Source organism: Streptomyces celluloflavus, from assembly GCA_000720995.1.
Classification (GTDB): domain Bacteria; phylum Actinomycetota; class Actinomycetes; order Streptomycetales; family Streptomycetaceae; genus Streptomyces; species Streptomyces celluloflavus.
In genome coordinates, this window is record JOEL01000047.1 from 20,885 (window position 1) to 41,358 (window position 20,474).

At 75.0% G+C, this 20,474-nt stretch carries 12 protein-coding genes; 7 read left to right on the forward strand and 5 right to left on the reverse strand.

Annotated elements, in window-relative coordinates:
- Window positions 1-103 precede the first annotated feature (103 nt).
- Complete coding sequence (locus IH09_RS29540) at window positions 104-1,060, forward strand: class I SAM-dependent methyltransferase (RefSeq protein WP_052860580.1); 957 nt, start codon at window positions 104-106, stop codon at window positions 1,058-1,060.
- A 19-nt stretch (window positions 1,061-1,079) separates the two neighbouring features.
- Here IH09_RS29540 and IH09_RS29545 read toward each other — a convergent pair whose 3' ends face one another.
- Entirely contained in the window at window positions 1,080-1,763 is a 684-nt protein-coding gene (locus IH09_RS29545; RefSeq protein ID WP_052860581.1) for a class I SAM-dependent methyltransferase, read from the reverse strand.
- Window positions 1,764-1,988: 225 nt separating this feature from the next.
- On the reverse strand, window positions 1,989-4,235 hold the full coding sequence (locus IH09_RS29550) for a bifunctional glycosyltransferase/CDP-glycerol:glycerophosphate glycerophosphotransferase (RefSeq protein WP_052860582.1): 2,247 nt from the start codon (window positions 4,233-4,235) through the stop codon (window positions 1,989-1,991).
- A gap of 178 nt (window positions 4,236-4,413) precedes the next feature.
- Between IH09_RS29550 and IH09_RS29555 the strand changes: the two genes are divergently transcribed.
- From IH09_RS29555 to galE, 3 genes are all read left to right on the forward strand, one after another.
- A complete protein-coding gene (locus IH09_RS29555) occupies window positions 4,414-8,016 on the forward strand; it encodes a bifunctional glycosyltransferase/CDP-glycerol:glycerophosphate glycerophosphotransferase (protein ID WP_052860583.1) in 3,603 nt (1,200 codons plus the stop codon).
- 200 nt (window positions 8,017-8,216) lie between these two features.
- Window positions 8,217-9,851 carry a glycosyltransferase family 2 protein gene (locus IH09_RS29560; protein WP_404827297.1) on the forward strand — a complete coding sequence of 545 codons (1,635 nt, stop codon included), beginning with the start codon at window positions 8,217-8,219 and terminating at the stop codon, window positions 9,849-9,851.
- Window positions 9,852-9,899: 48 nt separating this feature from the next.
- On the forward strand, window positions 9,900-10,886 hold the full coding sequence (galE, locus tag IH09_RS29565) for a UDP-glucose 4-epimerase GalE (protein WP_052860585.1): 987 nt from the start codon (window positions 9,900-9,902) through the stop codon (window positions 10,884-10,886).
- A gap of 67 nt (window positions 10,887-10,953) precedes the next feature.
- Here the strand turns inward: galE and IH09_RS29570 are convergent, their stop codons facing one another.
- The gene (locus IH09_RS29570) at window positions 10,954-12,945 is read right to left on the reverse strand and encodes a glycosyltransferase family 2 protein (RefSeq protein WP_280530333.1); all 1,992 of its coding nucleotides are present in this window, start codon (window positions 12,943-12,945) and stop codon (window positions 10,954-10,956) included.
- A 321-nt stretch (window positions 12,946-13,266) separates the two neighbouring features.
- Here IH09_RS29570 and IH09_RS29575 point away from each other — a divergent pair, with 321 nt between their 5' ends.
- The 3 genes from IH09_RS29575 to IH09_RS29585 all read left to right on the forward strand — a co-directional run bounded on the left by IH09_RS29575 (window position 13,267) and on the right by IH09_RS29585 (window position 17,407).
- The gene (locus tag IH09_RS29575) at window positions 13,267-15,819 is read left to right on the forward strand and encodes a YfhO family protein (RefSeq protein ID WP_052860586.1); all 2,553 of its coding nucleotides are present in this window, start codon (window positions 13,267-13,269) and stop codon (window positions 15,817-15,819) included.
- An 80-nt stretch (window positions 15,820-15,899) separates the two neighbouring features.
- Window positions 15,900-16,919: a glycosyltransferase family 2 protein gene (locus IH09_RS29580; RefSeq protein ID WP_052860587.1), complete on the forward strand. Its 1,020-nt coding sequence runs from the start codon at window positions 15,900-15,902 to the stop codon at window positions 16,917-16,919.
- Complete coding sequence (locus IH09_RS29585; RefSeq protein ID WP_052860588.1) at window positions 16,919-17,407, forward strand: GtrA family protein; 489 nt, start codon at window positions 16,919-16,921, stop codon at window positions 17,405-17,407. Before IH09_RS29580 ends, IH09_RS29585 begins: the two co-directional genes overlap by 1 nt.
- On the opposite strand, the gene IH09_RS29590 is transcribed toward IH09_RS29585, so the two are convergent.
- Window positions 17,362-19,560, reverse strand: a complete 2,199-nt coding sequence (locus tag IH09_RS29590) for a PIG-L family deacetylase (RefSeq protein WP_318279588.1) — start codon at window positions 19,558-19,560, stop codon at window positions 17,362-17,364. The genes IH09_RS29585 and IH09_RS29590 overlap by 46 nt on opposite strands.
- Window positions 19,561-19,826: 266 nt before the next feature.
- The gene (locus tag IH09_RS29595) at window positions 19,827-20,450 is read right to left on the reverse strand and encodes a TetR/AcrR family transcriptional regulator (RefSeq protein ID WP_052860590.1); all 624 of its coding nucleotides are present in this window, start codon (window positions 20,448-20,450) and stop codon (window positions 19,827-19,829) included.
- Between the last annotated feature and the right edge of the window lie 24 nt (window positions 20,451-20,474).

The following is a 20,474-nucleotide window of genomic DNA, read 5'->3' on the forward strand; positions in this document are numbered from 1 at the left end:
CCGGCCGGATGCGCGCCATCCTCCGTTCACGTTCCTCTCCCTACGATGGCGGGCACCGTGAAACGCCGTCATCGATTCCCGATCGTCTGGAGACGGACCGCACATGACTGCCCCCACCACGGACGGGAGCGCCGGCCCCCTCCCGCGCCCCACCCGGTTCTCCGATGTCAAAGGCTGGTTCTTCACCGCCGACCAGCTGCTCTTCGACTGGTTCCTCGCGCACCAGCGGGACCGGTCCGTACCGGGGGATCTGCTCGAACTGGGCGCCTATCTGGGCAAGAGCGCAATCTTCATGGGGGCGCGGCTGCGCGCCGGGGAGCGGTTCACGGTCTGCGACCTCTTCGACTCCCCCGCCGGGGACGCCCCCAACTCCCGGGAGATGCAGAAGTCCTATGCGACCTTGACCCGCCGTGCCTTCGAGGCCAACTACCTCGCGTTCCACGACGAGTTGCCCGCCATCGTGCAGGGCCCCAGCTCCGCCGTCCGGGAGCATGTCGCGGACGGTACGGTGCGGTTCGCCCATATCGACGCCTCGCATCTGTACGAGCATGTGCACGGCGACATCCTGGCGGCGCGTGAACTGCTCACCGGCAGCGGTGTCGTCGTCCTGGACGACTACCGCGCCGAGCACTGCCCGGGGGTGGCCGCCGCCACCTGGCAGGCGGTGGCCACCGAGGGGCTGCGTCCCCTCTGCATCACCGGCACCAAGTTCTACGGGACCTGGGGCGACCCCGAGCCCTACCGGACCGCGCTGCTCGGCTGGCTCACCGGCCGCGCCGGGATCTGGCACGAGGTGCAGTCCGTGCACGGCGCCCCGCTGATCCGGCTGAGCGCCAAGGGCGCCGCGGAGCCCGCCCACCCGGTCTCCCGCCACCCGGCGGCCGCCGAGCCGCAGCCGCCGTCCGTACCGCGGCAGCGGGCCCCGCAATCGGCCGCGGCCCGCCCGTCGTCCCGTCCGCGCCGCGGTCCGCTGCGCCGCGCCGCGCTCAATGTCCTGCCGCCCGTCGTGACGAAGGCGATCGTGGCCGCGCGGCACCGGTCCCGGTCCGCACCCCGCTGACCGGCCGGTCACCGCTCCCTCACCGCTCCCGCGGCACCTGCCCGACCAGGACGAACGCGTTGGCGCCGAGGAACCGCCCGGCCGGCCGCGGGAGCGGGGCCGAATAGGTACGCCGGACGGCCAGGCCCACGGACTCGGCGAAGCAGCGCAGCAGTGTGAAGTCGGTGAAGCGGACCGGGGCCGTCTCGGCGCGGTGGCCGGCCTCCTGCGGGGTGATCAGCAGGACGCCGCCGCCCGGCCGCACATACGGCAGGTAGGCCCGCAGCAGGCCCTCGACCTGCTCGTCGTCCAGATGCTCCAGCACCTGTGCGCAGAGCAGCGCGTCGAAGCCGCCGGGCCGGGCGTGCGGGCCCGCGAGGAACGCGTCGGGGGTGTACGCGGTGAGCCCGCGGGCCCGGCAGCGTGCCACCGAGCGCGGATCGTGGTCCACACCGGCGCTGCCCGGCGCACAGCGGGCGAGGGTGTCGCCCGTCCCGCAGCCGATGTCCAGCACCCGCCCGCGGCCGATCCGCCGCAGTTGCCCGCGGTAGGGCGGTCCGGTGGTCAGCAGCCGGGCGATGCCCGGTCCCTCCCGGGCCGGCAGCCGCGCGGTGGAGGCGTGCGGCTCGGTGCCCGGGGCGGCCGGGCTCCGTGCGGCGCCGGTGACGGACGCGGCGGCTTCGGGGCGGTCGGTGGCGGCGGGGCTGTCGGTTCGGCCGGGCATCGGCTCGCGATCACCTTTCCTGGGGCACGGCTTCCTGGGGCACGGCGCGTAACACGCCGTGGCTATGCGTCGGAGCTGCCGGGGCTGCCCGGTCCGCCGACGGCTGTCCGCGCCGGGTCCACGGCGTCCGGAACGGGTCTACCGGCATCCGGCCGGGCCCGCCCGTGCGCCGCGCCGACCGCCGCCCGCCGCTCCCCGGCCCGGCGGCGCCCCGGCCACCGCGCCTCACACCCCCGCGCCGAGCAGCCGGCCGGTGTCCTCGGCCGCGGCCGGGGCGGGCGCCGCGGTCCGCTCCGCCGCCGGCAGCGGCGGCAGCAGCTCGTCCTCGCCGAGGAGCACCCGGCGCACCACGCGTTCGGCCGCCTGCCCGTCGTCGTAGGGGCAGAAGCGGTCGCGGAAGGCGGCCCGCAGCCGGGCGGCCCGCGGTCCGGCCCAGCGGCCGGAGTGGAAGGCGTCGGCGAGGGAGTTCTCGTCGTCGGCGACGACCCCGGGGGTGTCGCCCGGTTCGCCGGAGAGCAGATCGACATAGACGCCGCGGGCGAGCCGGTAGGTCTCCCAGTCGCCGGAGTGCACCACGATCGGCCGGTCCAGGCAGGCGTAGTCGAAGAGCAGCGAGGAGAAATCGCAGAGCAGCGCGTCGGAGGCCAGACACAGTTCCTCGACCGACGGGTACCGGGAGACGTCGAGGAGGGTGCCGGCGTCCTGGAGGGCGGCGAGCCGGGCGTCCGGGCCGTAGTACGGATGGGCGCGGACCAGGAGCTGGTGGCCGGGGCCGAGGTTGCGGCTGAGCCGTTCCAGGTCGAGCGGCGGGGTGAAACCGCGGGTGTAGTCGCGGTGGGTGGGGGCGTAGAGGACGGCCGTGGTGCCCGGGAGGATGCCCAGCCGGGCCCGGAGCGCGCGGACGTCGGCGGCGGTGGCGGTGAAGAAGGCGTCGTTGCGCGGGTATCCGGTGGGCAGCGTCTCGTATCCGCTGGGGTAGACCCGCTCCCAGATCTCGCCGGAGTGCGGGTTGGCGCTGAGGCTGTAGTCCCACTGGTCGGCGTGGTCCAGCAGCCGGGTGAAGCTGACGCCGGCCGCCGCCGCGGGGTAGCGGCGCAGGTCCATGCCCATGGTCTTGAGCGGTGTGCCGTGGTGGGTCTGGAGGTAGATCTGCTCCCGCCGTTTGTGGAAGGGGCCGCCGAAGTCCGCGTTGTTGACGAGGTACTTGGCGCGGGCCAGCACCTCCCAGTAGCGCCGCGAGCCCACCACGACGTGGTCCACCCCGGCCGGTACGCCCGCCCGGTCGCGTTCGCGCACGGCCCAGACGCCGTGCAGCTGCGGCGCGATCTCCCGGGCCTTGCGGTAGACGGCGGCCGGGTTGCAGTACACGCCGCGGCTGCCGTATGCGCCGTACAGGACGAGGTCGTCGTCCACCGGGCGGCGCAGCTGGAGCCGGTAGTAGCGCTCGTACGCGGTGCGGGTGGCGGCCTCGCGGCGGGTGCGCAGCCGCTCGGCGGCGGTGCGGCGCAGCACGTCGGCGCCGCGCAGCGAGCGGAAGCCGCCGTACGAGCCGAGCCCGGCGGGGAGCGGGGCGCCCGGCGGGCGGTGCCGGCGCAGCGTGCGGGCGGCGGCGCGGTGGAAGTCGGCGCGGTCGGCGGGGGTGATGCGGGCGGTGTCGGTGAGGATGGCGAGGAGGTGGCGGGCGGCCTCGCCGTGGAGCACGGGGGCCAGGGTGGCGGCGTGCGGGTGGCGGGCGACGCGGGCGAGGAGTTCGTCGTAGCGGTCGACGGCGACGAGGTGGTGGCGTCCGGGGGTGGTCGAGGCGCTGCCGCGGCGGCGTCGGCGCCAGGTGACGCAGACCCGGTCGAGGGCGGCGATCCGGTCGGCGGTCAGCAGCGTCTCGAAGGCGACCGGGAGGTCCTCGTACGGGCCGTCGGCGAACGCGAACGCCCGCTCGCACCAGACGTCGCGGCGCACGGCGCGGTTCCAGGCGGCGGGCAGCACACCGAGCACGGCGGGGCGCTCGACGGCGGTGAAGACCCCGGCGGCTCCTGAGGCGGCGGCGCCCGCCGCGGCGGCCAGGAACTCGCCGTCGCCGCCGGGCCGTACCCGCTCCCACACGTCCGTCCGCTCGTGGTCCCACAGCAGCACGTCCGGGTCGCCGGTGGCCCGCAGCCGCCGGTCGATGGCGGTCAGCGCGTCGGGGGCGAGGGTGTCGTCGCCGTCGAGGAAGAGCAGATAGTCGCCGCGGGCGCGGGCCGCCCCGGCGTTCCGGGCCGGGCCCGCGCCGCCCGCCCGCGCCAGGTGCACCGGCAGCACGCGGGGGTCGCGGCCCGCGTACTCGTCGATGATCGCGCCGCCCGCGTCCGCCGAGCAGTCGTCGACGGCGATCAGTTCCAGGTCCGTGAACGGCTGGCCGAGGACGGACCGGAGGCAGCCGCGGAGGAATCCCTGCACGCTGCGGGCGGGGACGATGACGCTGAATCGGGGCATGGCCATCCCGTGGATCGAGGCACACAAACGCCGGACGAACGCCGAGCGTAGCCACGCGGACACAGCGTGTCGATCATCCTCCTCACCCTTTCAGCGCAGATCCGGTGACCGCGCCGCCGATGGCCGAGTTGAAGGCCCCGTCCCGTGATTCGCCTGTCCGGAAAGGCTCGGTCCGCGTATGAAGCCTCGGCTCACCGTCGTCGTCCCGGTCCCTCGCGCCGAGGGATCCGAGCGGAACATGGAGGAGTGTCTGGAGTCGGTGGCGGCGCAGACGCTGGCCGAACTGGACGTGGTGCTGGTGGACGCCGGGCCCGCGGACACCGGACCCGCGCCGGACGCGCCCGCGGACGCCGGGCACGCCCTCGCCCGCCGGTTCGCCGAGCGCGACCCGCGGTTCCGGATCGTCCGGCAGCCCGGCGGCGCCCCGGGTCCCGGCGCCGCCCGCAACACCGGCGCCCGGCACGCCTATCCGGACACCGGCTATCTCGCCTTCCTGGACGCCGACGACGTGCTGCTGCCGCGCGCGTACGACAACCTCGTCGGCCTGCTGGAGAGGTCCGGCGCGGACTTCGCGACCGGCAACGTCTACCGGCTCGGCGCGGCCGGCCGCAGCCAGTCCGCGCGCCATCCGGCCGGCCGCGAGACCGCGCTGCGCACCCACATCACCGAGGACCTCACCCTGCTCCGCGACCACTTCGCCCGGAACAAGGTCTTCCGCCGCGCCTTCTGGGACCGGCACCACCTCGCCTTCCCCGAGGGCGAATGGTGCGAGGACGCGGCGCTGACGCTGCCCGCGCACTTCCTCGCCGACGCGGTGGACGTCCTGCACGAGCACGTCTGCTATCACCGCCTCCCGGAGGGCCCCGGCGGCCACCGGCGGCTCGACGCGGCGGGCGTACGGGACCGGTTCGCGGCGGTGGCCGCCGTCCGCGGCTTCCTCGCCGACCCGGGCCGCACCCGCTGGACCGCCCATCTGCGCGACTACGACCGCTCCCAGCTCGCCGACGAGTTGCCCGGCCTGATCGAGGCGCTGCCGGCGGCCGGTCCCGAGGTCCGGGCCGCGTTCCTGGAGTGCGCCCGCGGCTTCGCCCGCCGCGTGGAGCCGCGGCTGTTCCGCGCGCTCCCGGTGGAGCTGCGGATGCGCTGGTACCTGATCCGCGCCGGGCGGCTCGCGGAGCTGCTGGCGCTGCTGGCGCACGAGGCGCGCGATCCGGCCGGCTTCACGGTCGCCGGGCCGCCGCTGCACAAGCGGGCGGTGCCGTCGGTGACGCCCGCGCTGGATCTGCCGCCGGGGGTGACCCGGCTGGAGCGCGCCGACTTCCCCGTCCGGGCGCGGGTGACGGAGGCGGTGTGGCGGGACGGTGCGCTGCTGCTGCGCGGCTACGCCGCCATCCGCAATCTGCCCGCGCCGTCCCGGCACAGCTATCTGCGGACGATGGTGCTGGCCCACGGGCGGCGCCGGATCCTGCTGCCGCTGCGGCCGGTGGAGATGGCGCGGGCGACCGCCGACTCCGGCCAGGAGCAGCACTGTTACGACTGGTCCGGTTTCGAGGTCCGGATCGATCCGGGCCGGCTGCGCGGGGCCGGCCGCCGGGCGGCGGGCGACTGGACGGTGGGGGTGCTCCTCGCGTCGGCCGGTGTGGTGCGGGCCGGGGCGCTGAGCGCGGCGGACACCGGGTCGGGCGCCGCGCCGGGCACCTACGAGGCGGGCGGGGGCGTACGAATCACCCCTCGGTACGCGGACGGGAAGCTGCTGCTGACCGTCGGGCGCCCGGCCCGCCGGCTGGCCGGGCACCACGCGGCGGCGGCCGGCGCCCTGGACCTGACCGTCACCGCGCCCGGCCCGCCCCCGGCCGCGCTGCGGCTGACCCACCGGGGCACCGGCACGGTGGTGTCCTTCCCGGTGGAGCCGGGGGGTGCCGAAGGGGCTGCGGCGGGCGGGCCGGCGGTCCCGGACGCCGCGCCCGCCCGCCCCCGCCGCCTGACCGTCCGGATCCGCCTCGACGCCCTCGCCGCCGCCCGGCCCACCCGGGACGGCGCGCCGCGGGCGATCCCGCCGGCGCACACCGAGACCTGGTCCCCCGAGCTGGTCCTGGCCGACGGCGCCACCGACCGCATCGCCTGCACACCGGGGCTCGCGCCGGTCGCGTATCCGCTCTCGCACGGCCGCGAGCTGGTCGTCGCGGCCACCGCCGCCGGGTATCTCGTCCTGCACGACCGCACCCCGCAGCCGTTCCTGGACCGGGCCGTCTGGCGGGCGGACGGCACCCTGCTGGTGGCCGGTGGGCTGCCGGACGCCGCGCCGCACGCCACGGAGCTGGTCCTCAAGCACGGTGCGCACGCCGCCGAGTCGGCCTTCCCCACCACCCACGACGGCGGCCGGTTCCACTGCGCGCTGCCGCTCGGCGCGCTCCCCTCGCTCGCCGGGGCGCTGCCGCTGCGCGAGGGCCGCTGGACGCTGCATCTGCGCGAGCACGGCGCGGCCGGCTCGCTCCTGGACGCCCCGGTCCGCTGCACACCCACCCTCTTCGACGGGCTGCCCGCCACCCGTACGGTCCGCGGCAAGCCGCTGACCCTCGACCGGCACCGGCACGACGAGGCGTTCGTCCTGGCCGGCCCGGCGCTGCCCGCCACCGACCGCGGCCCCTACCGCCGCCGGGTGCTGCGCGAACAGCACTATCCGCTGCACCGCACCCGCCCGCTGCGCGACACCGTCCTCTACAGCAGCTTCGGCGGCCGCGCCTACGGCGACTCACCGCGCGCCGTGCACGAGGAACTGGTGCGCAGGGGGGCGGATGTGGACCATCTGTGGGCGGTGCGCGACGCCCAGAGCACGGTGCCGGGGACCGCCCGCGCGGTGCTGGTCGGCAGCGCCGAGTGGCACGGCGCGCTGGCGCACAGCCGGTGGATCGTCACCAACACCCATCTGCCCGCGTGGTTCACCCGCCGCGGCGGCCAGACCGTCGTCCAGACCTGGCACGGCACCCCGCTCAAGCGCATCGGCGCCGATCTGGCCGGCACGCTCTGCGCGGGGCTGGCGCATCTGGCGCCGCGGCCGCGGCTCGGCCGGCAGTGGAGCGTGCTGCTGTCGCCCAACGCGCACAGCACGCCGGTGCTGCGCTCCGCGCTCGGATTCCCGGGCGAGCTGCTGGAGACCGGACTGCCGCGGACCGACGCCCTCTTCGCCGCCGACCGCGACCGGACCGCGGCCGCCGTCCGCGCGCGGCTCGGTGTCCCGCCCGGCAAGAAGGTGGTGCTGTACGCGCCGACGCCGCGCGACGACCTGGCCTATGACGCCTCCCACCACCGGCTGCATCTGCCGCTCGATCTGGGCGCCGCCCGGCGGGCGCTGGCCGACGGCCATGTCCTGCTGGTACGCGGCCATCCGCTGGTCGCCGACCGGCTGCCGGCCCACCACGCGCCGTTCGCGGTCGACGTCTCCGCCCATCCGGACGCCACCGAGCTGCTGCTCGCCGCGGACGTCCTGGTCACCGACTACTCCTCACTCGCCGCCGACTTCGCCAACACCGGCCGCCCGATGCTCTTCCTGACCCCGGATCTGTCGCACTACCGCGACACCCTGCGGGGGTTCACCTTCGACTTCGAGGCCCGCGCCCCGGGCCCGCTGCTCGGTTCGACGGAGGAACTCATCGACGCGCTGGGCGATCTGGACGCGGTCACCCGGGCGTCCGCGGACGCGTACGCGGACTTCCGTGGCGCCTTCTGCCACCGGGACGACGGCGGCGCGGCCGGCCGGGTCGCGGACCTGCTCACGGACTGACCGCGCCGGGGCCGGCCGTCGCGCACGGAACCCCGCGCGCCCCGGCGCGGTCTTTCCGGTCGGTACCGGCGGCCCGGTGACGGAAAACCGTGCCGCCGGGCGCAACCGCGCAGCGGGATTCCCCCTCTGACCCTTATGAGGACAGGGAGACCGGAGCCCGCTCGCGCCGGAAGACGCCGTCGACACGGAATGTAGATTGAGTGACTGTGAAAGAAGCCCCTGAGCCACGTTCCGGGCCCACCCTCACGCCCACCGCGCAGGTCAGCATCGTCGTCATCGCCTTCAACGATGCCGCCCACGTCGGTGCCGCCGTACGGTCCGCGCTGGCCCAGGGGGACGCGGTCGGCGAGGTGATCGCGGTGAACGACGCCTCGACCGACGGCACCGGCGCCGCCCTGGACGACCTCGCCCGCACCGCCCCCCGGCTGCGGGTGATCCACCGCGCCGACAACAGCGGCGGCTGCGGCACCCCGCGCAACGACGGTCTGCGCGCCGCCACCGGGCGTTTCGTGATGTTCCTGGACAGCGATGACGTACTGCCCGAGGGGGCGGTGCGGGCGCTGCTGGACGCGGCGCTGCGGCAGGACGCCCCGGTGGTGGCCGGTGCCTGCGTACGCCGTGAGCTGCCCGCCCGCCGCGACATCCCCTGGCAGCCCGCGCTCTACCGCGAGGCGGCCGTGCACGGCTCCCCCGAGGCCGCCCCCGAGCTGGTCCGGGACACGCTCTGCGTCAACCGGCTCTACGACCGGGCGTTCCTCGACGCGCACGACATCCGCTTCCCCGAGGGCCGCTTCACCTACGAGGACTTCGTCTTCACCGCGCGGGTGCTGGCCGCGGCCCCGCGGATCGCGACGATCCCCGACCGCGTCTACATCTGGCACGTCCGCCGGTCGGCCGCCAAGCAGTCGATCTCGCTGGACCGCAAGGACGTGGCGAACTGGCAGGCGCGGATCGAGGCGCACCGCACCAGCGTGCGGATCTTCCGCGACGCCGGGCGCAAGGAGCTGGCGCATGCCGCGGACACCAAGTTCCTCGATCACGACCTGCGGATGTACGTCCGCGAGCTGCACACCCGCGGTGCGGACTACCGCGCCGAGTGGTGGCGGCTGACCCGCGACTACCTCGCCGGCTTCGACGAGGCGGACGTGGCCGCGGCCCGCGCCCCGGCCCGCTGGATCGCCCGGGTCGTGCTGGCCTCGCCGGCACCGCGGGACCTGGCGCGGCTCACCCAGCTCGCGGCCCGGCCGGGCCGGCTGCTGCCGCCGTACGCGTCCGAGGACGGGCGTCCGGTGTGGTCGCGGGAGCTGCCCGGGGTCGAACTGGACGCGCTCACCACCGGGCCGGCGGACCAACTGCCGGTGACCATCGACGCGGCGCCCGTCATCACCGCCGCCCACGGCCTGCTGCGGCTGCGCGTCCACGAGCTGTACGGGCGGCTGGCCGCGGCCGGACCGGTCAGCATCGACATCGAGCCGCGCCGCCGCCGGGACGAGCGGCCCGGCCCCGTGTCCACCACCGCGCTCACCCCGGCCGGCGCGGGCTGGACGGCCGAGGTGCGGCTGGACCTCGCGGCCCTGGCCGGACAGGGCGGCGGACGGGCGGCCGGCCCCGAGCCGTGGGACCTGATGGCGCGGGTGCGCTGCGCCGACGGCACCACCCTCCGGGCCTCGCTGCGGGCGGTGGGCCCGGGGCTGCGCCGCCGGGTGCTGCCCAGCCGCCGGCACGGCCTGCTGCTGGTGCAGCCGTACGCAACCACCGGCGGCGCGCTGGCGCTGCGCCTCGCGTCCGGACCGCGCAGCGTCTGGCGCATCGCCGCCCGGCGGCTGCGCCGCTGACCCGTCCGGCCCGCACCGTCCCTGTCCACCGAGCCTAGGATTGGCGTCATGTCTTACTTGATCACGGGTGGTGCCGGCTATATCGGCTCCCATGTCGTACGGGCCCTGACCGGGGCCGGCGAGCAGGTCGTGGTGCTGGACGACCTGTCCACGGGGGTGGCCGGCCGGCTCCCCGAGGAGGTGCCGCTGGTCGTCGGCTCGACCCTCGACCGCGAGGTGCTGGACCGCACCATCGCCGGGCACGGCATCACCGATGTCGTGCATCTGGCCGCGAAGAAGCAGGTCGGCGAGTCCGTCGAGATCCCGCTGCACTACTACCGCGAGAACGTGCACGGCCTCCAGACGCTGCTGGAGGCGATGGCCGCGGGCGGTGTCGGGCGCTTCGTGTTCTCCTCGTCGGCCGCCGTCTACGGCATGCCGGACGTGGAGCTGGTCACCGAGGACACCCCCTGCGCGCCGATGAACCCGTACGGCGAGACCAAGCTCGTCGGCGAGTGGATGGCCCGCGCGGCCGGTAAGGCGCACGGCATCAGCACCGCGTGCCTGCGCTACTTCAACGTGGCCGGCGCCGCCACCCCCGAGCTGGCCGACACCGGGGTCTACAACATCGTCCCGATGGTCTTCGAGAAGCTCACCGAGGGCGCCGCACCGCGCATCTTCGGCGATGACTACGACACCCCCGACGGCACCTGCATCCGCGACTACATCCACATCGCGGACCTCGCCGACGCGCATGTGGCGGCCGCCCGCAAGCTCGCCGAGCCGGGCCCGGTGCGCGATCTGACGCTGAACATCGGCCGCGGCGAGGGTGTGTCGGTGCGCGAGCTGATCGAGCTGATCACCGAGATCACCGGGTACACGGGCGTCACCCCCGAGGTCACCCCGCGCCGCCCCGGCGATCCGGCCCGGGTGGTCGCCGCCGCCGACCGGATCACCGCGGAGCTGGGCTGGCGGGCGCGCCACGATGTGCGCGACATGATCACCTCGGCCTGGGCGGGCTGGCAGCACCACCACCCGGGGACCGGTCGCGGCTGACCGGCACCGGCGTACGCGACGGCCCGCGCCCCGTCCCCCTCCATCGGGGACGGGGCGCGGGCCGTTGTCACCGTCCCAGCCGTCGCCGCAGCCGGCGCAGCGGTGCGGCCGGCGAGGGCCGCTTCGGCACGGTGAGGGTCAGCGGCGTCCCGGCGTCGGCCGCGCCGCCCGCCCGGACCGGCAGTTCGCGGAGCAGTTCGCCCGTGGTCACCCGCAGCGCCACCCGCCAGGTGCCGGGCGGCGCACCGCGCAGCACGGACCGTACGGCGAGCCGGTCCCCGGCGCTCCGCTCGACCGTGGTGGGCAGGGTAATGGTCTGCCCGCCGCCGAACAGGATCAGTTCGAGTCCGGCGTCGGCCGGGCAGCCCGGCAGCGTGAGCCGGGCGACGACGAGGGCCCGCCCGAAGCGGGTGCAGGCGGCCGCGCCGCGCAGATCGCCGCCGAGCGGCCGGCGCCGGCCTTCGTGGTCCAGGTCGAGGTGGAGATGGCCGTGCGGTTCGGAGAGGAAGAGCGCGGCGACGGCCGGGCCCGCGGCGCCGCGGCCGACGATCCGCGGCTCCAGGCCGGTGCGGTCGTCGTCCTGGGGGCAGAGCCAGGCGTCCCGGCGCAGGCCGGGTGCCGCCGTGCCGCCCGCGCCGTACGCGGTGACCGCGATCTTCATGCCCCAGACACCGGCGGCGAGCGGTCCGCCGTCCGCCGCGGTCGCCGGGTCGATGTCGGCGTGCCATACGCCGTCGGCGCAGCGGGCCGTGACGTGGTGTTCGGTGCCGTTGCCGCGCAGCAGGACGTCGACGGCGGTGTGGTCCAGTCCGGGGAGTTCGGCCGTGCCGTGCAGCCGCAGGACGTCGCCCGTCCACTGCCGGCCGGTGAGCTGCTGGCGCAGGACGAGGTGGTCGGTGAGTTCGTAGCAGGCGTCCGGGATGTCGCGCTCCGGATCGCGGAAGTAGGGGTAGGCGGCGTAGCGCCGTCCGTCCTCGTCGAGGTGCGGCAGGCCGGGCCGGGCTTCGGTGTCGGCCTGGATGACGGCGGTCAGCTCGTCGGTGAGACCGGCGCGCAGGCAGTGGGCGCGCAGCCGGAGGCGGGGCGGCAGGGCGGCCAGCACCCGGTCGGTGAGGTAGCTCTCGACGAGCGGGCGGGCGGCGTCGGCCATCGCCCGGCGGCCGGTCTCGTCGCGGGCGAGGTAGGGGGCGCCGAACGCGCCGAGTATCTCGCCGTGGAAGTGCCGGACCATGAGCTTGTCGCGGTCGGGGCCCGGCGGGACCGTCTCGGCGACATCGGTGAGGACGGTGCCGATGTAGTCGAGGTGCTCGGTCCAGTCGATGTCCTGGCGGCTGGCGTTGCTGTCGTCCTCGCGGCCGTAGAGGTAGTAGCAGTCGTAGTCGGCGAGGATGGAGACGGTCTTGGCGTGCAGCAGGGCCGGTATGCCGAACGGCAGGTCCTCGGCGAGCAGCCGTCCCTCGACGAAGCGCAGTTGGTGCTGTTCGACGAAGGAGCGGCGGAAGAGTTTGTAGGCGGCCAGCGTCCAGTAGACCGGGGAGTCGAAGATGGAGACCTGGCCGTTGCTGGTGCGCAGGTCGATGGGGGCGCCGCGGCCTTCGGCGCCGACGATCCGGCCGTAGACGATGTCCGACTCGTAGGTGTCGGCCATCTGCGTGAGGCGGGCCAGCGCCTCGGTGCCGAGCCGGTCGTCGGAGTCGAGGAAGAAGACGTAGTCGCCGGTGGCGTGGGCCAGTCCGACGTTGCGCGGTTTGCCCGCGCCGCCCGACGCCGGCTGGTGGATCACCGTCAGGTTGGGGTGCCGGCCGGCCTGTTCGTCCAGCCAGGCGCCGCTGCCGTCGTTGGAGCCGTCGTCCACCGCTATCAGCTCGATGCGGTCCTGGCCCAGCGTCTGGGCGAAGACGGAGCCGATGCTCCGGTCGAGGTAGGGCAGGGTGTTGTGGACCGGCACGATCACCGAGACGGCCGGCGGAACGGCACCGGGCACGGCGGCGTCGGGTCTCGCCACGCCGGGTATCTCGGCCGGGGTGACGGGTATCTCGGCCGGGGTTTCGTCAGACACGGGCACTGCGGCCCTCCGTTCTTGCCGTCCGACCCGGAACTGTCCCGCGCACCGGCAGAACAATGGGGATCATTCGGACATATACCGTAGAGTGACTGACCGCCGATCCACGCGCGACATCGGCGGGTCCAACGCCCCCGTATTCAGTCAAGATGCGATCCGGGCCCGCAAGGTTGCCCCGCCGCTCCGCGCAACGATCAAGCCCGCACGAGGCGGCGCGACCGAGAGCCCTCTTTGGACCTTGGATTCACGTGAAACATCGCACCCCGAACTGCCGGCCACTCGTTCCTCGTCCGGATGAGCAGGGAGAACGCGGCGACAGTGAGACCGACCATCAGGCGCCTGGCCGCACCCGGGCTCGCCGCGCTGCTGTCCATGGGGGCGTACTGCCTGGCGCTCACGGTCCACGGCAGCTACCCCTTCGGCCCGCGCTCGCGCGCCGTCAACGATCTGGGCAATCAGTTCGTCCCGTTCCATGCCCGGCTCTGGGATCTGCTGCACGGCAACACCAGCGGTGACCTGTTCTTCAACTGGAACAGCGGCTACGGCGTCCCCTTCCTCGCCGACTTCCTCACCTACCTGATGAACCCGTTCTCCTGGCTCGTCGGGCTCTTCCCCCGCGACCGGGTGGACTTTCCGGTCTTCCTGGTGACGCTGCTGAGCATCGGCCTCGGCAGCGCCCTGATGACCGTCTTCCTCGGCCGGCTGCACCCCGGCTCCGGTCTGCTGCGGGCGCTGCTCTCGGTGGGCTACGGACTCTGCGCCTGGGTGCTGAACGACGGCTACGCCGACCCGATGTGGATGTGGGGCCTGGCCGCCCTGCCGATGACCGGGATCGCCGCCGACTGGTGTCTGCACCGGCGGCGCTGGGTGGCCGGCACCCTGCTGGTCGCGCTCGCCTGGGCGGGCAACTTCTACACGGCGGCGATGGCCACCCTCGCCATGGCGCTGGTGCTGGGCCTGCGGCTGCTGCTGGCCACCGGGGTGCCGGTGCGCGACCGGCTGCGATCCCTGGCGCGGGCCGTCTCGATGGCGGCGGCCGGCATCCTGCTCGCGGCGCCCGCGCTGACCGTCACCTTCCTGGCCAGCCAGGCGTCCCAGCCCCCGCTCGAAGCGGTCTACCGCGGCCGGCCGCCGCTGCTCTACCAACTGGCCCAGCTGCTGCCCGGCGGCCGCGGCGGCGAGTCCGTCCCGCATATCTTCATCGGCGTGCTCGGCCTGCTGCTGGTGGCCGCCTTCCCGTTCGTGCGCGCCGTGCCACGCCGGGCGCGGATCGGCTGGTACGCCCTGATGGCGGGGATCGCCGGCTCCCTCGTATGGGAGCCGGCGATCCTGCTGTGGCACGGCTTCGCGCTGCCCAACGGCAGCCCGTACCGTGCCTCCTTCGTCCTCAGCGCGATCCTGGTGATGATCGCCTGGCTCGCCCTGGCCCACCGGCCGCGCCCCCGCGAACTGGCCGCCGGAGCGGCGCTGGTCGCACTGCTCACGGTGGTCTGCCACAACCAGAGCTCGATCGCCACCGCCACCTGGGTCCTGGTGCCCGGCGGCGGCGCGCTGGTGTTCGCGGCGCTGGTCGCCCTCCATCGCCACCGCGCCCCCAGCGGTCTGCGGACCGCCGCCACCACCGTCCTGACCTGCACGGTCGTGCTCGGCTCGGCCTATGCGGCGCTCTCCGTGACGGCCGTCCGGGACAAGATCCCGTGGTTCCGGCCGAAGACCACGCTGAGCGAGCGGGCACTGGCCGCCCAGGACGGGCTGACCGCGCGCGCCGACTGGCCCCGCTCGCGCACCGACCCCGGTCCGCACGAGTTCGCCGACAACGATCCGCTGCTGATCGGCGGCGAGGGCGGCTCGTACTACAGCAGCTATGTGCCCGCCGGAACCGCCCGCACCCTGCGCGCCCTGGGCGCGGGGTGGTACATGCGGGGCCGCCACACGCTCAGCTTCGAGGACCCGGTGGGCCGCGCGATCATGGGCGTCAGCAGCTATCTGACCCCGGTGCCGCACGGCCGCGGCCGGTACGTCACCCACCGCTCGCAGGCGGCCCCGCTGCTGACCGTGCGCCGCGCGCTGCCGCGGGGGGACCGCGGCGAGAGCGTCTTCGCCCGCCAGGAGCGGGTGCTGGGCGCCGGTGTCTACGAGGTGCCGGCCCTGACCCCGACGGCGGGGGCGGTCCCCCGCCACGGCCGCGACGGCTGGACGCTGCCCGCCGCGCCCAAGCCCGCGGCGCGCAGCGTCCGGCCGGCCGCCGGACCGGACGGCGCCGGCACCACCTTCACGGCGCGGTGCACCCCCGGCGGTACCGCCGTCTGGTCCGCGCCCTGGTTCTACGGACAGGTCAGCGGCCTGGGCGGCAGCAGTACGGGCATCGGCCACCGCGATGCCACCGCCAACCCGGTCCGGACGCTGGGCACGGTGCCCGCGGACGGCACGGTGTCGGTGCGCTTCAGCGGCCGCGGCCCCCAGCGGATCCCCGAGCACGCCATCGGCTGCGTCTCCCCGGACAAGCTGGCCGCGGCGGTGGCGGCGCTGCGGGCCGGCGCCCCGGCGAAGCTCACCACCAGCGGCCACGGGCTGACCGCCGAGCTGGCCCCGGGCGGCGGGGGGAACGCGGTGCTCGCCGTCCCGGCCGTCCCGGGCTGGAGCTGTTCGGTGGACGGCGGACCGGCCCGCGACCCGGACGCGTTCGCCGGTCTGCTGGCCGTCCCGCTGGGCCCCGGGGCCGCCCGCCTGGTGTGCGCGTACACCCCGCCGGGCCTGGCGGCGGGGCTGGCGGCGAGCGGCGCGGCCGGGCTGGCGGTGGCCGCGGTGGGCACCGCCACGGCCGTCCGCAGGCGCCGGACCGTCGCCCACACCACCTCTCTCAAATCGTGACATTCCGGAAGATCAGTAAAATTGCCTCTCAGGGGACGGCGCGCGAAACCGTCCCCCGCCCCCGGCGAAAAGGCCCGCCCATGAAGCTCTCCATCGTCGTCCCCTGCTACAACGAAGAGGCCGTCATAAGCCGCTTCGACGACACGATCCGCACGGTCCTGGCCCCGCTCGCCGTCGAGTACGAACTGTGTTACGTGGACGACGGCAGCGCCGACGGCACCCTGCACCGGTTGCGCACCCTCGCCCAGCAGCACCCCCGCACCACCCGCTATGTCTCCTTCAGCCGCAACTTCGGCAAGGAGCCCGCGATGCTGGCCGGTCTCCGGGAGGCCACCGGCGACGCGGTGATCATCATGGACGCCGATCTCCAGCACCCGCCCGAACTGATCGAGAAGATGCTCAACCTCTACCAGCTCGGCCACGACCAGGTCATCGCCAAGCGCAGCCGGGAGGGCGACAAACGGCTGCGGTCCGCGCTCAGCAGGCTCTACTACCGCGCCGTCAACACCTGGGTCGACGTCGAACTCACCGACGGCGTGGGCGACTTCCGGCTGCTCTCCCGTACGGCCGTGGACGCGCTGATCTCGCTGCCGGAGTACAACCGCTTCTCCAAGGGCCTGTTCTCCTGGATCGGTTTCGACACCGTCACCTTCGACTACCGCAACGCCGCCCGGGAGGCCGGCGAGACGAAGTGGCGCTTCGGCTCGCTGATCAACTACGGCATCGACGGCCTGATCTCGTTCAACTGCCGCCCGCTGCGGCTGGCCATCTACGCCGGGCTCAGCCTGGCCTCGCTCGCCGCGGTCTACACCCTGTGGATCATCGGTGCCGCCCTCGCCGGCGGCGTCACCGCGCCCGGCTATGTGACGCTGGTGGCCATCACGGTCGGCCTGGGCGGGGTGCAGATGGTGATGCTCGGGCTGATCGGCGAGTACATCGGCCGGATCTACTACGAGTCCAAGCGGCGGCCGCACTTCCTCGTCAAGGAGACCGACGGCACGGCCCGCACCCGGCCCCCGGCGGGGGCCGCGGCGGTCGCCGTCGCCGCCGGGTCCGCGCAATCCCCCGGCTCCGCCCGGCGCACCCCGCAGGCCGGCTGATGGGGCGGCCGATCCGCCGGCTGCCGTCGGCCGGCCAGTGGGGCAGGCTCGCGCGCTTCGCCGCCGTCGGCGGGGTCAACACCGTGACGTTCTACCTCTGTTATCTGCCGCTGCACCGGGTGCTGCCGTACTTCGCGGCGTACACCGCCGGTTTCCTGGTGAGCCTGACCGGTTCGTTCTTCCTGAACACGTACTTCACCTACCGCACCCGGCCGTCGTGGCGGAAGTTCCTGCTCTTCCCCCTGACCCAGGTCACCAACTACGCGGTGCAGAGCGCGGGACTGGTGGCGCTGGTGAGCTGGTGCGGGCTGAACAGCACGGTGGCGCCGCTGCTGGCGGCGCTGCTCGCAATCCCGTTCACCTATCTGGTCTCCCGGCGGATACTGCTGCCGGGCCACCGGAAGGCCGCCGCGGACGCGCCCGGCCCCGGCGGTTCCCCGGATCAGACCGCGCCGTCGCCGCCGGTCCGCTCCAACGAACCGGCCTGAACCCGCCAGCCCTCGAACGGCTCGGTCAGGCCGGCCGCCGTCTGACGGGCCGCGTACAGCTTGCCGTCGTTGCCGAGCGCCACCACGACGGCCCGGCCGGCGGCGTCCTGGGCGACCCCGGCCGCCCCGGAGTGCGGCACCCTCCCGCGCTGCCAGGGCTCCGGTTCGTCCTCGGCCATCGCGACCCGCACCTCACCCGCATCGTCCCGCGCCGCGATCACCATCTGGTCGTCGAGGCCGACCGGCGCCATGGCCACCCGGCCGTAACCGCCGACCGGATCGCACTGCGCCGTCACCTGCCAGCCGCCGATCAGCCGCTGCCGCTCGGCGATCAGCACCTGCGCGGTGTCCGGCCGGCGGTAGGCGATCCGGACCGCGCCGTCGCTCATCGGGACGATGCTGACCGGCCCGGCCGCCTCCGGCAGACCGGTGGCCGCGGCCGGCCGCGGGATCTGCCCGGCCTCCTTGGACACCCAGTGCTGCACGGACTTGGCGCCCGGCGCGACGAGGTGCACCAGCCCGTCGGAGTCCACACACACGTCCAGTCCGTCGATGATCTGCGGTGAGGTGTGCAGCGCGCTGACCGGGCCCTCCAGCCGCTGCCAGCCCGACCACTGCGCACCGCGCGGGCGGCTGCGGCAGGCGACGCCGCCGTCCCAGGTCCGTACGAAGACGTGCGCCGTACCGTCGGTGGTCGCCACCCCGGCCGGGAAGCCGATCTCCAGCGATCTGACCGGGGCGGGGTCCGGGGAGCCCAGCGACTCCCAGCGTTCGAAGGCGGGCACGCCGTCCCGCTCGGTGCCGCTCTGCATCGCGCTCAGCAGCTCGCGGCGGTGGGCGCCGTCGTGGCCCGGCAGCACCGTGCGGGAGGCCAGCAACTGGAAGCCGTCGGGGTGGCACACCGCGTGCAGCTGCCCCTGGAGCAGTTCGCCGCCGATCGGGACCGGCGGGCCGAAGACCCCGGCCGCCTCGGTCTCGGTCCAGCTGTACGCCGCGCCGTTGCGGATCGCGAAGGCCGTGAGCCGGCCGTCCGGGGCGGGCCGCAGCCAGCCGTTGGAACCGGGTGCGCGCAGCCGGGTGCTGCGGGTCCAGTTGCGCGCCCGGCCGGCGAACGACGTACCGCCCACCTTGCGGTCGCCGCAGCCGGCCGGATCGCCGCACCGGCGGTGGTCGGCCCAGCCGTAGACGGAGAGCAGATCGGCCTTGCGGCGGGCGGTCTCGATGTCGAGGTTGTTGGGCAGCGCGCCGTTCTCGTAGCCGAGGTAGTTCTCCACGACGGCGGGGCGGCGGTGCCCGCGCCCCCAGTAACCGGCCAGCGCCGCCTGGGTGAAGTAGGCGGAGGCGGTGTGGTCCTGGTGGTCGTAGTAGCGCAGCCCGGCCAGCCGGGGGTCGGGGGTGTGCGGCGGCTTCTTGGGGGAATGCACCGCGTTCGGGTCGAGCGTCCGTACGACCGTGGGCCGCACCCGGTCCAGCACCGCCCGCAGCGTCTCGGTGACCTGGTCGCGGGTGTAGCGGTACTGCCGCGGTACGGGGGTGCCGGTGGGGCGCAGGGTGGGGAGGGTGTCGGCGACCCCGAGCCAGAGGCCGCGCAGGCTGGTGGCCCGGGGCTGCTCGACGGTCCTGGCCTCGACCAGCTCCAGGAAGATCAGCTGGTGCCACGGCGCGGCGCGCAGGGTCTGCAGCTCCACCTGGAAGCCGGGGAGCAGCGAGAGGGGCGCCACGTCCCAGGGGCCGTCGGGGTCGCCGGTGGCCATCACCGCGTGCGCGGCGCGCATCCCGTTCATCCGGGCGCGGGCGAAGGCGGCCCGGTCCCACGGGACGCGGCCGGGGTCGGGGGTGCCCGGTCCGGCATTGTGGCCGTCGGACTCGCCGCCCGTCAGACAGACCGTCACCGAGCGGGCGCCGCTGCGGATGGACTGCTCCAGGTCCGGGTTCATGAAGAACAGCGCGTCGTCCGGGTGCGCGATGACGTGCAGGAACACCTGGTCGGCGGCGGCCGTCGCGGACCGCCGGGCGCCGGCCGGCCCGGCGTGCCGCGGCTCGTCCGGGGAGAGCCAGGCCCAGACCCCCGCACCGGCCGAGGCCGCGACCAGAGCGCCGCCGGTCACCTGGAGCAGTCGGCGGCGGGACATACGGGGCGGGCGCGCAGGCACTCGGCATCTCCTCCGCGACACGCACCGGCGCCGCATCGATGGACGGACCCCCGAGGGACAGACCCCATTCAGACACAGCGGGCCCCTGCCGGGCGCCACCGGACACGGCCCGACACGCCGTGAATGGCCCGACCCGCGGTCGCGGTCCGGCCGCGGTCAGGTCACCCCGGCTGCGGTCAGGTCACCGTCGCGGTCGCGCTCCGGTCACGCCCGGTCGTCCGTCCGCCCTTCGCCGCGGGCCCGGCTCGCCACGCCGCCCGGCCGGCTCAGCGCCCGCCGAGCGCGCCGACGACCGCCGCCGACAGCTCGTCGAGATAGCCGGCCGGCAGATCGTCGCGGACGACCAGCAGCCGCCAGTACAGCGGCCCGGTCATCAGGTCCAGGGCCAGCCGGCCGTCGGCACCGGCCGGGATCTCGCCGCGTTCGACGGCCCGCGCCACCATCGCCGCCGCGACGCCCTCCTGGCTGTCGTGCAGCGTGGCCTTGAGCGCCCCCGCCAGCTCCGGGCTGCGGGCCGCCTCGGCCAGCAGGTCGGGGATGATCTGCGACGCCATCGGGTGCCGCAGCGCGCGGGCCGCGACCTCCAGCATCATCCGCACATCGCCGCGCAGCGATCCGGTGTCCGGGGTCGGCAGACCGACCGCGACCACCGCGGAGACCACGTCCAGTACGAGGTGGAGCTTGGAGCGCCAGCGCCGGTAGACGGCGGTCTTGCCGACGCCCGCGCGCCGCGCGATGCCCTCGACCGACATCCGGGCGAAGCCGACCGCGGCCAGTTCCTCGAAGACCGCGGTGCGGATCGCCTCGGTCTTCTCCGCCCGCAGCACGGCGGCGCCGGCCGGGGCCCGTTTCGCCGCCGCGGGGGCGTCTTCGGTGCCGTCTTCTGCCATGGCGTGATCATAGCGTCACGACGC

What these genes read in the sequence shown, in the direction of transcription:
- IH09_RS29540 (WP_052860580.1), top strand. Translation starts at nt 104, where the DNA reads ATGACTGCCCCCACCACGGACGGGAGCGCCGGCCCCCTCCCGCGCCCC.
- IH09_RS29545 (WP_052860581.1), bottom strand. Translation starts at nt 1,763, where the DNA reads ATGCCCGGCCGAACCGACAGCCCCGCCGCCACCGACCGCCCCGAAGCC.
- IH09_RS29550 (WP_052860582.1), bottom strand. Translation starts at nt 4,235, where the DNA reads ATGCCCCGATTCAGCGTCATCGTCCCCGCCCGCAGCGTGCAGGGATTC.
- IH09_RS29555 (WP_052860583.1), top strand. Translation starts at nt 4,414, where the DNA reads ATGAAGCCTCGGCTCACCGTCGTCGTCCCGGTCCCTCGCGCCGAGGGA.
- galE (WP_052860585.1), top strand. Translation starts at nt 9,900, where the DNA reads ATGTCTTACTTGATCACGGGTGGTGCCGGCTATATCGGCTCCCATGTC.
- IH09_RS29580 (WP_052860587.1), top strand. Translation starts at nt 15,900, where the DNA reads ATGAAGCTCTCCATCGTCGTCCCCTGCTACAACGAAGAGGCCGTCATA.
- IH09_RS29585 (WP_052860588.1), top strand. Translation starts at nt 16,919, where the DNA reads ATGGGGCGGCCGATCCGCCGGCTGCCGTCGGCCGGCCAGTGGGGCAGG.
- IH09_RS29595 (WP_052860590.1), bottom strand. Translation starts at nt 20,450, where the DNA reads ATGGCAGAAGACGGCACCGAAGACGCCCCCGCGGCGGCGAAACGGGCC.